The organism is Geobacillus sp. CX412, from assembly GCF_027942335.1.
GTDB lineage: Bacteria > Bacillota > Bacilli > Bacillales > Anoxybacillaceae > Parageobacillus_B > Parageobacillus_B toebii.
Genome location: NZ_CP103461.1, coordinates 2,668,748 through 2,681,782, shown reverse-complemented (window position 1 = coordinate 2,681,782; position 13,035 = coordinate 2,668,748). Strand labels below are relative to the sequence as shown.

At 43.3% G+C, this 13,035-nt stretch carries 13 protein-coding genes and 1 pseudogene; 7 read left to right on the top strand and 7 right to left on the bottom strand.

Annotated features, from left to right (window positions below; genetic code table 11):
* Positions 1-50: 50 nt before the first annotated feature.
* From NXM86_RS14035 to pepF, 3 genes are all read left to right on the top strand, one after another.
* Complete coding sequence (locus tag NXM86_RS14035) at positions 51-1,298, top strand: competence protein CoiA (RefSeq protein WP_498958175.1); 1,248 nt, start codon at positions 51-53, stop codon at positions 1,296-1,298.
* 191 nt (positions 1,299-1,489) lie between these two features.
* A complete protein-coding gene (locus NXM86_RS14030) occupies positions 1,490-2,770 on the top strand; it encodes an IS110 family RNA-guided transposase (protein WP_015864227.1) in 1,281 nt (426 codons plus the stop codon).
* A gap of 396 nt (positions 2,771-3,166) precedes the next feature.
* Positions 3,167-4,981, top strand: a complete 1,815-nt coding sequence (pepF, locus tag NXM86_RS14025) for an oligoendopeptidase F (RefSeq protein WP_012749453.1) — start codon at positions 3,167-3,169, stop codon at positions 4,979-4,981.
* An 18-nt stretch (positions 4,982-4,999) separates the two neighbouring features.
* Here pepF and NXM86_RS14020 read toward each other — a convergent pair whose 3' ends face one another.
* From NXM86_RS14020 to NXM86_RS14000, 5 genes are all read right to left on the bottom strand, one after another.
* Complete coding sequence (locus tag NXM86_RS14020; protein ID WP_062753739.1) at positions 5,000-5,197, bottom strand: hypothetical protein; 198 nt, start codon at positions 5,195-5,197, stop codon at positions 5,000-5,002.
* 261 nt (positions 5,198-5,458) lie between these two features.
* Positions 5,459-6,352 carry a ClpXP adapter protein SpxH gene (gene spxH, locus NXM86_RS14015; RefSeq protein ID WP_012749455.1) on the bottom strand — a complete coding sequence of 298 codons (894 nt, stop codon included), beginning with the start codon at positions 6,350-6,352 and terminating at the stop codon, positions 5,459-5,461.
* Positions 6,345-6,758 (bottom strand): globin domain-containing protein, encoded by a 414-nt coding sequence (locus NXM86_RS14010; protein ID WP_012749456.1) that lies wholly within the window; start codon positions 6,756-6,758, stop codon positions 6,345-6,347. The genes spxH and NXM86_RS14010 overlap by 8 nt, the downstream gene beginning before the upstream one ends.
* A 94-nt stretch (positions 6,759-6,852) precedes the next feature.
* The gene (locus tag NXM86_RS14005) at positions 6,853-7,443 is read right to left on the bottom strand and encodes a lytic transglycosylase domain-containing protein (RefSeq protein WP_089096959.1); all 591 of its coding nucleotides are present in this window, start codon (positions 7,441-7,443) and stop codon (positions 6,853-6,855) included.
* Positions 7,440-8,033: a CYTH domain-containing protein gene (locus tag NXM86_RS14000; RefSeq protein WP_062753735.1), complete on the bottom strand. Its 594-nt coding sequence runs from the start codon at positions 8,031-8,033 to the stop codon at positions 7,440-7,442. The genes NXM86_RS14005 and NXM86_RS14000 overlap by 4 nt, the downstream gene beginning before the upstream one ends.
* Before the next feature lie 129 nt (positions 8,034-8,162).
* Between NXM86_RS14000 and NXM86_RS13995 the strand changes: the two genes are divergently transcribed.
* The 4 genes and pseudogenes from NXM86_RS13995 (at position 8,163) to NXM86_RS13980 (ending at position 10,959) form a co-directional block, all read left to right on the top strand.
* Positions 8,163-8,537 (top strand): UPF0738 family protein, encoded by a 375-nt coding sequence (locus NXM86_RS13995; RefSeq protein WP_012749459.1) that lies wholly within the window; start codon positions 8,163-8,165, stop codon positions 8,535-8,537.
* Positions 8,538-8,554: 17 nt separating this feature from the next.
* Positions 8,555-9,186 (top strand): annotated as a pseudogene (gene yjbM, locus NXM86_RS13990) (GTP diphosphokinase).
* Positions 9,187-9,209: 23 nt separating this feature from the next.
* Positions 9,210-10,004 (top strand): NAD kinase, encoded by a 795-nt coding sequence (locus NXM86_RS13985; protein ID WP_285754780.1) that lies wholly within the window; start codon positions 9,210-9,212, stop codon positions 10,002-10,004.
* Positions 10,005-10,062: 58 nt separating this feature from the next.
* Positions 10,063-10,959: an RluA family pseudouridine synthase gene (locus tag NXM86_RS13980; protein ID WP_498958174.1), complete on the top strand. Its 897-nt coding sequence runs from the start codon at positions 10,063-10,065 to the stop codon at positions 10,957-10,959.
* A 12-nt stretch (positions 10,960-10,971) separates the two neighbouring features.
* Here the strand turns inward: NXM86_RS13980 and prpE are convergent, their stop codons facing one another.
* Positions 10,972-11,709, bottom strand: a complete 738-nt coding sequence (prpE, locus tag NXM86_RS13975) for a bis(5'-nucleosyl)-tetraphosphatase PrpE (protein WP_498958173.1) — start codon at positions 11,707-11,709, stop codon at positions 10,972-10,974.
* A gap of 76 nt (positions 11,710-11,785) precedes the next feature.
* Positions 11,786-12,958, bottom strand: coding sequence for an FtsW/RodA/SpoVE family cell cycle protein (locus NXM86_RS13970; protein WP_375217316.1), 1,173 nt, complete (start codon positions 12,956-12,958; stop codon positions 11,786-11,788).
* Positions 12,959-13,035: the final 77 nt, after the last annotated feature.

Here is a 13,035-nt window from a genome sequence, read left to right as displayed (position 1 = left end):
GGAAACCAGACTGTTTTTGTCGAATAAACTAGAAAGGATGATGAAAGGATGTGATCATTTTGCTTGTTGCCTTGTTGCGGAATGGAGAATTCATTTCACTGGCTAAGACTTGGACAAAGGAGGAATTAGTTCAGTTAAAGAGGAGGGAAGCGTTTTTTTGTCCTGCCTGCAAGCGGGAAGTGGTATTAAAGCTCGGCAGTCGCCGCATTCCACATTTTGCGCATAAAAAAGATACCGCATGTCCATATGAATATGAGTCGGAATCAACACGTCATTTAGCAGGAAAGTTAGATCTATTTTCCTGGCTTCAACGTCAAAACATACGGGCAAAATTAGAGCCATATTTACCATCGATTCAACAACGTCCAGACATCCTTGTTGCGCATAACCACCTCCTGTATGCGATGGAATATCAATGCTCTACCATTAGTGAACAGTTGTTTCAAAAACGCAATGATTCCTATCGCATAAAAGGAATTCGACCAATTTGGATTCTTGGAGCACATCATTTGCGATATCGGACCATATACCACTTGGCATTGCCCCGATTTCAATGGATGTTTGCCCACCATTTTCCGTTTGTTCCTCGCCCGCTCCTTTTCTACTATTGTTCGGAAACCAAACGTCTTATCCGCCTCGTTCATTTGATTCCGTTTTCTGTTCGCCATACATTTGCGATTCCCATTGTCAAGCCTCTGCATTCGGTTTCTTTTTCCGATTTGCTATCATCTCCGGTTGTTTCACTGCCACCATCGTTTTGGAATGATTGGCTTTGCCGTAAAAAACAATGGCGTCTCACTTTCACGTCATATCCGAATAAGATCACAAGGCTTATTTGTTCTGATTTTTATCGCTTTGGCATTATTCCTTCCCTTTTTCCTACCGAAGCAGGCTGGCCGCTGCCGCACGGCTATTTGTTTGAAACACCGCCATTTATTTGGCAAACATATGTGTTAATCCCATTTATGCAATCAGAAAGCAAACATGTCTCTATACATTCCATTTATCGTTTTATTGATGAAAGAATGGCAGCGGGGCGGCTTGCGGCTCGCCAGTTGCCGCTCGCAATGGGACAACGCTATACGCAAGCAGTTTATGAGTATTTGCAATTGCTTACGAAGTTAGGCTATTTTCAATGGGAAAGCCGCAAAAGCCTTCGTTTAGTAAAGGAATTTACTTTTCCAAAGACGATGGATGAAGTAATACAGCAGGATCAACAAATGATGGAGCAGATGAAAATGGAGCCATCACTTTACCATTATATAAATAAATTGGAACTTAACAAAAATATTGTATAAGAAAGTGATAGCAAACATTTATTTTCTCGAAAAAGGAAATGATAGTAAAAAAGTGAATATGATTTATGATATAATTTTCCAAAAGGAGCATTCCCGTTAGGAGCTTTTCCGGGGACTTGATCAAAAAAAGCCCTCTTGGTATGATGCAGGGGTGTCAAACACATCACTCACCATACCAAGGAGGACTTCAGATGAATTGTACACAAAACTATAAAATTGATCAAGTCACCGAACAAACGCTTGTCGTGGGCATCGATATCGCGAAACGAACCCACTACGCCTGCTTCGTGGATGACCGGGGGCGTGTGCTTCGCAAATCGTTCCCGATCTTCCAGTCGAAAGAGGGCTTTCGCCAGCTGTATGAAGCGATTCAGGAGGCGATGCAAGCGTTCGGAAAGCCGCAGGTGATCGTCGCCGTGGAGCCGACCGGGCACTACTGGTTGAACCTGGCCTACTTCCTCGAGGAGCACGGGATCCCGTTGGTCATGGTCAACCCGGCGCATGTGTGCCGGTCGAAAGAACTCGATGACAACCTGCCGACGAAACATGACGCCAAAGACGCCCTAGTCATCGCCAGACTGGCGAAAGACGGACGATTCCTCGTCCCCCGGCTGTTGCACGAGATCGAAGCCGATTTGCGCGTCGGGAGCACGCTCAAAGAGAAGCTCCGCAAGGAACAGACGGCGGTGAAAAACGCGATCGTCCGCTGGACCGACCGATATTTTCCGGAGTTTTGGACGGTGTTTCGCGACCTGGGGAAAACGGCGCTTTCGGTGCTGGAGTGGACGCCGCTTCCAGCCGATATGGCCGGCCGGGCGGTGGAGGAGCTTCTTGAGGTGTACCGGCAAAGCGAAGGGCTGAAATGCCCGCAGAAGGCCAAAATTCAGGCGTTGATCGACGCCGCGAAGGACTCGATTGGGGTGACGGAAGGGACGACGATGGCCCGGTTTGAGATCGCCGCGCTCGTCCGCCGATACCGCCAATTGGAGGCTGAGGTCGCCGCGTTGGACGCCGAGTTGAAGGCGTTGGTTCAAACGACGATGGAGTATCAATGGCTGAAAACGGTCGACGGGTTGGGAGACGCCACGATCATCGATCTTCTGGCGGAGATCGGCAGCTTCGCCCATTATCGGGACCCACGTCAATTGGTGAAGTTGGCGGGCCTGACGCTCAAGGAGAATTCCTCCGGCCAGCGCAAAGGGCAAAAGCACATCTCCAAACGGGGACGGAAACGGCTGCGATCGGTGCTGTTTCGGGCGATGATTCCGCTGATTCGGCATAACGAGGCGTTTCGCGAGCTGCATGAGTATTATACGACCCGATCCGTCAATCCGCTGACCGGAAAGCAGTCCATCGTCGCCTTGTGCCGGAAGCTGTTGAATGTGCTGTTTGCGATTTGTACGAAGAAACAAGCGTTTGACGCGGAGCGAATGAAACAGGACGTCTTGTCCCAGGTGCAACGGGCGGCCTAAGGCCTCCCCCTGCGAACGGAAGAATCGTTGGACAACAGGATGACACCGGAGAAGCTGGCGTGATTTTATCCATTCGACCTTGAGTCCCCAAAGGAGCTTGGCCGGCCTCCGCCTGATGACGAGACCGAACGAGGGAATGTTGGCGCGAAGACGCCCGGAGACATGGGAGGGTTCGTCCTCATCAGCGACGCGGAGATCCAAAGGGTGCATCGAATACGCTTCTCCCCACGGAAGGAAAATATCCCCAGCCGTGGACGCGAAGCGCACCCTAGGTCTGTAAGATATCCACAAAACTGAAAAAGGATGTAAGGGATTTTGTCGAAAAATATTTTTTGGACACCCCTGAGGGGCCGAAAAGCCTTGATAAATCAACATTTCTAGAGGGAGGTTTGCAAAATGGAAGAAAAGAAAACAAAAAAATCGTTGCCATCACGAAGTGAAATTCCTGTAGAAGAAACATGGCGTTTAGAGGACATTTTCCCAACGGATGAAGCATGGGAGCAAGAATTCCAAGCAGTGAAAAAAATGATTCCGAAATTATCGGACTATCAAGGGCGGTTGGGAGAATCAGCAGATACGTTATACGAAGCGCTGCAATATCAAGATGAGATATCGATGCGTCTCGGCAAGCTATATACATATGCGCATATGCGTTACGACCAAGATACGACAAATGCCTTTTATCAAGGACTTAATGACCGTGCTACCAGCCTTTATAGCGAAGCGTCTAGTGCGATGGCGTTTATCGTTCCGGAAATTTTAGCGATCGATGAGGCGAAGTTGCGCTCATTTTTAGAAGAGAAAAAAGAATTAAAGCTGTATGAACACGCTTTAGACGAAATTAACCGTCAGCGTCCGCATGTATTGTCTGCCGAGGAGGAGGCGCTCCTTGCCCAAGCTGCGGAAGTCATGCAAGCATCTTCGACTACATTTGGCATGCTGAATAATGCGGATTTAACATTCCCAACGATTATTGATGAAAATGGGGAAGAAGTGGAAGTGACACATGGCCGTTTTATTCGCTTTTTGGAAAGCACAGACCGCCGTGTGCGGCGCGATGCGTTTAAAGCGGTATATGATACGTACGAAAAGTACAAAAATACGTTTGCTAGCACTCTCGCCGGAGCGGTGAAAAAAGATAACTTTTTTGCCCGCGTTCGCCGTTATAAATCAGCACGGGAAGCGGCATTAAGCAGCAATAATATTCCTGAAAGTGTTTACGATAATTTGATCGAAACGGTTCATGAACATTTGCCGCTGTTGCACCGTTATGTCCGTTTACGCAAAAAAGCGCTTGGACTTGACGAACTTCATATGTATGATTTATATACTCCGCTTGTGCAAGATGTAAAAATGGAAGTAACGTATGAAGAAGCGAAAGAATACATGTTAAAAGGGCTTGCTCCGCTCGGTGAAGAATATATTGGCATCGTCAAAGAGGGCCTCGAAAACCGATGGGTAGATGTGCGCGAAAATAAAGGGAAACGAAGCGGTGCCTATTCATCAGGTTCATATGGAACAAATCCATATATTTTGCTTAACTGGCAAGATAACGTCCATAATTTGTTTACGTTAGTCCACGAATTTGGCCACTCTGTGCATAGTTATTACACACGCAAAACGCAGCCGTATCCGTATGGAGATTATTCCATTTTTGTTGCTGAAGTTGCATCGACATGCAATGAAGCGCTATTAAGTGATTATTTATTAAAAACGATCGATGATGAGAAAAAACGATTATATTTACTTAACCATTATTTAGAAGGGTTCCGTGGCACGGTCTTTCGGCAAACGATGTTTGCAGAGTTTGAACATATGATCCATATGAAGGCGCAGGAAGGCGAAGCGTTAACAGCTGATTCATTGACTTCCATGTATTACGAATTAAACAAAAAATATTTCGGTGATGATATTGTCGTCGATAAGGAAATTGGATTAGAATGGGCGCGGATTCCACATTTTTATTACAATTATTATGTTTATCAATATGCCACAGGGTTTAGCGCAGCCACCGCATTAAGCAGACAAATATTAGAAGAAGGGGAACCGGCTGTTAAACGCTATATTGAGTTTTTAAAAGCAGGCAGCTCCGATTATCCAATTGAGGTGTTGAAAAAAGCGGGAGTAGATATGACGAGCGCGGAACCGATCCGGCAGGCTTGTCAAGTATTCGCAGAAAAACTAGATGAAATGGAACAGATGTTATCGTAAAAAACAGCGAATGTGGAGTTATTGCCACATTCGCTTTTGATAAAATCCTTTAAATTGGTTGCGGCTGTTCCAAGTTGCTAAAAAGCCAAAAATGGAAACAAATAAAAGTGGCATCGTAATAAACAGTGGAATAAGATGCATAAGACCAAACAAATTTAAACAAAAGGCGATAAGCACAACCAATCCCCAAATGAACAGAGTGATGTGTTTCTTCACCTTTTTTCACCTTCCTAATTTGATTCATTTCATTTATATGAACAAAGCAAAGGAAAACATGCTTTCTTCTATATTTATGACAATAATGTGAACAAAAGCACAAAGTAGTTGTCAACACTCGCCTTAATTTGTTAAGATAATATCGTGAACGAAGTCACAAAAACCTTATACCCCTTTGTATGACCGTGAAAAATTTCTCCCATCCCCTTTGTTGTCTTGGCAACAAGGAAAAGCCCGGCATTCAGCCGGGCTTTTCCTTATTTATTCTTCTTCTGAGATATAGCGCCAAAACGTTCCATGCTTTACCGGTACTTTTTCCACTTTTTGTTTCAGCTGTAGTTTTTTCATCTCTTTTTCCGCTTCGTTTATAGTCATATCATAAACAACTGCAATTTCCTTTGTGGCGACGAATTTAAAATGGCTTAAAAATGACTCGAGCGGGGGAGGAGGGGATGGTTCTGGATGGAAGCCAAGCAATTCATGAATGAGTTCGACATAAATCTCGTAAGGGTAACATCCGGAAATTTTAATTCCTTCGTCCTCAATGTTTTCGTTAAAAAAGACGAGTGTTGGAATTTCATTTACATCCATCTCTGATGTAATTTTTAAATCGCATTGAAATGCTTTGGACGCACTTGACGACTGTAAATCACGAACAAATTCATCCACATCCAATCCAACGCTTATTGCACAATCAATTAACACGGAGATATCGGATACATTTTGCTTTTCCAAAAACAATAATTCCTGTAATTTGCGTAAGAAACGAATTCCTGCGCGTTTGCCTTGCAATTCCGCCGCTTTAATGGCGATCGATGGAGCAAATGGGCTAGAAATTGGATTTTCAAGCCATAGGCTTCCATCGCAAGACATTCCCGAACGGCACGCCGTCCGCTCCCACACTTTGGCGATCGTTTCTGGCTTATGGCGTTTCCGCATATTCAGCGTTGCCAATGTTCCGCTTAACACGTGTTTCAATGTAAAAAAGCGACCATACTCAATGATTAGCTTTTTGATAATAGGTTCAAGCCCCCAGCATTCAGGGCATAAAGGATCGATAAACAAATAAATTTCCAACGGCTTTGTCTCGTTGCTGCGAGGCTGGGAAGCATACCACCAATCTGGGGTCGGCTTCCCAGCTAATTTGTCATTCAAGGGAATGCTCCTTTCTTTCCAAATTGTCTGGGGTATTGACCATATGATGAGCAGTCAAAACGAGACGATGATAAATTTGTTCGCGCACCGGTCCAGACAGACCGATTTCATCCATCGCCGCGCGCATACAGGAAAGCCATGCCTCAGCGCGAGTTGGAGTAATTTCAAATGACAAATGACGTGCCCGCAACATTGGATGTCCGTGCTCCTCTGTGTAAAGTGGCGGCCCTCCTAAGTATTGTGTTAAAAATTGTTTTTGTTTTCTAATCGTTTCTGTTAAATCATCCGGAAAAATTGGGATTAAATCAGGATGTTTAGCAACACGTTTATAGAAAGCTTCCACAAGCCTTGTAATTGTTTTTTCTCCACCGACCGCCTCATAAAGTGTTTGCCATTGTTCAGCCATTGTGAATACTCCTTTTAGATATTGTGTACGACTATTTTACTGCTATTTTAACAATGAAGTTTATTTATCTCAAACAAAGTGACTTGAATAAATATTATGAGTAGTATGTGTTGAGCACTTTTTCAACATATGCTCTTGTTTCGGCAAATGGTGGAACTCCCCCGTAACGATCTACGTTTCCGGGACCGGCGTTATATGCGGCAAGTGCAAGCGAGACATTGCCGTTATAGCGGTCAAGCAGCATTCGTAAATATTTTGTCCCGCCCTCGATGTTTTGGGCTGGATCAAAACGGTTTTCTACTCCAAGCATTTTTGCGGTGCTTGGCATTAACTGCATAAGTCCAGCCGCACCGGCGCGGCTGCGCGCATTTGGATTAAAATTAGATTCGTGACGAATGACAGCGCGAACGAGCTTTGGATCAACATCATATTTTTCCGCAGCCTGTGCAATTAATGTATCAATATTTCCATCCATATGTTTAGAGGAAGATGTTTTTTCTGCCGATGGTGTTGACACATTTGGATTTTCAGGGACTTGCAACATTGGTTGCTGCTCTGACAGCAATTGATGGAATAGCTGCGCAAATGACCATGTGTTATTTTGATTTATGATGTTTGGACGATTGGTAGATAAATTTTGCAATGCCTGAAGTTCCAACAATAGTTTTAGTGCAGGAGTGTTCATCGCTCTTCCTCCGCTCTATATTTTTTCATATATAAACGTTGAATTTTATTAGCTGTTGGCCGAATTGGGATATGCAAAGAATGAAGCAGCTGTAAAAATCGTTGTTTTCCGCTTTCTGCATCTTTAGTCTCATATTCTAACTCATAATCATCGGTTTGTAGGTAATGACTATGATCAAGAAAAAGTGTGCCGCCTTTGTACATCCATTGTGCTCGGTCGGTGGCTAATGTGCCAAAATGTCGTAGTTGTTCAGGCGGAACGCCAATTTCTTGAAGAATTTGTGCAATCGGGCCTTGAACCATTGCAGTGCCATTTAAGAGGGCGTCTGCTTCTTCTTTTGTAAGCTGTTCATGCGTCTCAAGCAAAACCCCTTGTGCTGTCGTTTGTTTCAACGTTAATGTGTAGTTGCCGTTTTTTACGCGAATTCGCAGTGCTGCTCGTTTGTCTTTTAACAAAAATTGCGGTGTGTCAAAATAATGATTTTCTTGATGTTCAAAAGCATGATCATCGATATGAAACACTTGGCGAATTCGGTCGAATTCTTCTTTTGTTAATAAATTTTTAAATTCGATTTCTATTTCTTGGTTCATGTTTTCTCCCCTTTGTATCCATTTCAATTTTATTATCGGATGTTTATTGTTGAATATCAATTATTTATTATGCATAGGGTGATTATGGTAAAATAAAAAAAGGACTGTTTATGTGGAAGGAGATTTGGCATGCAAAAGAAATTAGTCGTAGAAAAAGTAGAAAAACGAGATGAGCGATTATGGCTAATCTGCGATCATCCTCCATTTTCGCTTGAACAAGCAAGACCAAAAAATCATATGCTTGTTGATTCAGACAATATTGCGTTTATTTATATATTAGAAACGGATGAAGATTTTATTTATGTTGCGATTCCATCCGAGTTTTGGATGGACATCAAACAAGTATTAACAGACGGTACACCTATCTTTTTGCAAAGTGGAACGATCGAAATGGAACTGACCCATTTCAAGGAAGAGCTAACATATTTAATTGAAAATATTGATGGAAACGCCAATTACGGAGAACAGATGGAACAGGCGGTAAAAGAAATTTTTCTTACATAACAATTGGTGGTGGTATGATGGTCAAACATTGGGATTTATTTTTGGCGCCATACAAACAAGCGGTGGAAGAATTAAAAGTAAAACTAAAAGGAATGCGCGCCCAATTTGAAATTTTAGGGGTGCATTCGCCAATAGAATTTGTTACCGGAAGAGTAAAGCCAGTCGCAAGCATTTTGGATAAAGCGCAAAAGAAAAATATACCTCTTGATAAATTGGAAGAACAAATGCAAGATATTGCCGGACTTCGTATGATGTGCCAATTTGTCGATGATATTAAAACGGTAGTCGAATTGCTTCGGAAGCGGAACGATTTTGAAATTGTGGAAGAACGAGATTACATCAGCCAAAAAAAGAAAGCGGTTATCGCTCTTACCATGTAGTGATCCGCTATCCGGTGCAAACGATTTGCGGAGAAAAGAAAATTTTGGCAGAGATTCAAATTCGGACGCTCGCGATGAATTTTTGGGCAACGATTGAACATTCATTAAACTACAAGTATAGCGGTCGCTTTCCTGAAGATATTAAAGTAAGATTGCAGCGCGCTGCAGAAGCAGCTTATCGTTTGGACGAAGAAATGTCAAAAATTCGCTTTGAAATTCAAGAAGCGCAAGCAGCTTTTTCGCGAAAACAGGATGCAAAAGGGGAATAACGATGAAAGAAAAACAAGCGCCGATGAAATTTGCCGTTACGTCCAAAGGGGATGAGACATCGAACGCACTTACGCAAAAAATTAAAACATATTTACTTGATTTTGATTTACAGTATGATGAAGATAAACCTGATATTGTCATTTCTGTCGGCGGTGATGGAACATTGCTTTATGCGTTCCATCGTTATTGTCGCCGCTTAGATAAAACGGCGTTTGTCGGGGTTCATACCGGACATTTGGGATTTTACGCCGATTGGGTGCCTGAAGAAATCGAGAAGCTGGTCATCGCGATTGCGAAAACACCGTACCAAGTGGTGGAGTATCCGTTGTTAGAAGTGATTATTCGCTACATAAACGGGGGACGGGAAGCAAAATATCTCGCTTTAAATGAATGCACAGTAAAAAGCGTCAGCGGCACGCTCGTGATCGATGTAGAAATCCGAGGCGATTTATTTGAAACGTTTCGCGGTGACGGATTATGCATTTCTACGCCGACAGGAAGCACCGCCTATAATAAAGCGCTAGGCGGCGCGATATTACACCCATCACTCGAAGCGATACAAGTAACCGAGATGGCGTCCATCAATAACCGGGTGTTCCGCACGATTGGATCACCGCTTGTACTTCCTGCGCACCATACATGTATATTAAAGCCAGTGAACAATGTCGATTTTCAAATTACGATTGATCATTTATCGCTTTTGCATAAAGACGTTAAATCGATTCAATGTCGCGTCGCACAGGAGAAAATTCGTTTTGCTCGTTTCCGCCCGTTTCCATTTTGGAAGCGAGTGCGCGATTCATTTATCGCTGATTAACCCATTTCGCTCCATTGTTTGATTAGAATAAATAGGAAGTAAAGGAAGGTACAAAACATTGTCGCGTTTTACGCTAACTTGGACGATTACGCAAAAAGAGGAAGGGAAGCTTGTCCGGGAATTTTTAAAGGAACAAGGCATTTCGAAAACGGCATTAACAGACATTAAATTCCATGGAGGGGCCATTTTCGTGGATGAACAGCCAGTCACTGTTCGTCATCGTCTTTGTTGTGGAGAAACATTGCGAGTACTATTTCCAAAAGAATCCCCAAGTGAAGGGATGATGCCGGAAGCGATTCCGCTTGATATTGTATATGAGGATGAATATGTTTTGGTCGTGAATAAACCGCCGTTTATGGCAACGATTCCATCGCGTGAGCATCCGGGCGGCACGCTTGCTAATGCATTGCTTTATCATTACCAAAAGCAACAGTTAGAGTCGACGATTCATGTTGTAACAAGACTGGATCGCGATACTTCCGGCCTTGCTCTCGTCGCAAAACATCGTCATATTCATCATTTATTATCCACGCTGCAGCAACAAGGAAAAGTAACGCGGCGTTATGAAGCGATTTGTCACGGATGTTTAACGGAAGACAAGGGGACGATTGATGCGCCAATCGCCCGCAAAAGCGATAGCATTATTGCTCGGGAAGTACGCGATGATGGTCAACGGGCCGTTACTCATTTTCGCGTATTACAGCGGCTTCGTGAATATACATACGTATCGCTCCAGCTAGAGACAGGCCGCACGCATCAAATTCGTGTTCATTTAGCGCATATTGGCCACCCGCTTGCAGGGGATGAATTGTATGGCGGAAGCCGGGAAGCAATTAGCCGCCAGGCGTTGCACAGCAAAGAGCTTTCCTTTTTCCATCCGATCAAGCGGCAAATATATACGTTTTCTTGCCCGCTTCCTGATGATATGAAACAATTGATGGAACGAGTAAGCTGATAAGCGGCATTTTCAATCGAACGTTCTGAATTTTTCCGGCACATATGGCAAGGAAGATGGAACCGATATGGTTTCTATTTCAGGATATCGAAAAGCGGTAAGCGCTCCGCCGAATACGCAGCCAGTATCAATATTAATCGTACGATTAATGATTCTAGGTTGTTTCACCGGTGTATGACCGTATACAATCCATGCGCTTCCTGTGTAACGCTTTGCCCAATCTCGCCGGACAGGTGTTCCATCGGGATTTGTTTCCCCGGTAATATCACCATAAAGAACGAATGTTTGAACTTTTTTATCATTTCTTCCAATATAGTCTTGACGAAGGCCGGCATGGGCAATAATAAGGCGGCCGTTATCTAGCTGCGCGTATAACGGAGCGGCTTCATATAGCCTCATAAACTTTTTTCGAATCATTGCTTGTTCACTTGGCGGCAATGCGCGATATTCTGCGACAGTTGTTTCAAGACCGTGCGTAATTTGGACGTTTCTTCCTAAAAAGAAGCGATACAGTTTATTGCAATGATTCCCTGGGACATAATAAGCTGACTTGCGCTCGACAAGGGAATAGACAACTTCTACTGTTTGCAACGATTGTGGGCCGCGGTCTGTTAAGTCGCCGACAAAGCCGAGTTTCCGCCCATCTGGGTGAAGGGGAATGCCGTCGTCCCATTCATATCCAAGCTTTTTAGTTAGCTTTACAAACTCTGAATAACATCCATGAATATCGCCAATGATATCGATTTTCATCGCTTCATTCTCCTTTAGTAAAGTAATGAATGCGCATGATTATTATAAAATAAAAAGCCGCTGATCATGCGGCTTTTTATTCTTCGGAAGAAAACATAAACTTTTTCGTGCGTGAATGGACATTCAAAACAAGTCCAATGGCTAACATATAAGTCGCAAGCGAACTTCCCCCATAACTGATAAATGGAAGCGGAAGCCCGGTGATTGGCAAAAGTCCAATGGTCATTCCAACGTTTTGAAATACTTGGAATGTAATCATTCCAATGACCCCGGCGCATAAGTAGCTTCCGTATAAATCATTGCTTTCTAAAGCAATATGAACCATGCGGTAAATAAGAAGGAAAAACAGTGAAATGACAACACTTGCACCAATGAACCCGAACTGTTCGGCGATGATTCCGAAAATAAAGTCGGTATGTGCTTCCGGGAGGTATACTTGAATGTTGCCAAATCCTTTTCCATACAATTCTCCTGATCCGATCGCAAGCAGGGAACGAATGAGCTGGAAGCCCTGTTCATTAGAATATTCATAAGGAGCAAGCCATCCATAAAAACGGTTTAACTGATATTCCTCTAAAATATATTTGTGGAAAAAGTCAGGAAATCGGAAGAAAATAAATACAAGAATAGCGATGACCATCAATCCGGCAAACACAATTCCGAGAATGATGCGCCAGCGAATGCCAGAAACGAGCACAAGTGATGCGGTAACGGCAACAAACACCATCGACATTCCTAAATCCGGTTGCTTCATTAGCAATATTAATGGCGGCAAAACAGTTAAGGCGATTTTGCCAAGCAGCCTAAAGTCATCTTTTACGGTCGGTTCCGGATATTTCTCGCGATGGTTAATGATAATGCGGCTAAGAACGATAATCATAAAAATTTTCATTAATTCAGATGGCTGAAAGTTCCCGCCTGGAAGAGAGTACCAGCTTGTTGCTCCTTTAATGGTGACTGTTCCAGGAACGTTAAGTTCAAGACCCAATAACAGCAGCATTCCAAATCCATATAAATACCACGCGATTTGGAAAAAACGATCATAGTCGATAATCATCGTTAATGCGATAACAACAACTCCAATCGCATACCATTGCAATTGTTTATAAGCAAAATTGACATTCTGCAATTTTTCCGGCAAAGTTGGTTGTGCGCTATGAATAGCGATCGCACTAACAATCGCCATTAAAAACAAAATAAACAACAAATTATAATCAAGCTTTGGTTGTGATAGCCGATCTTGTTCCATATTATGACCCTCTCCATCATGATAAAAACATGCCATATACCATATTAACGAATTACGATATTTTTGCAAAGAGTTTT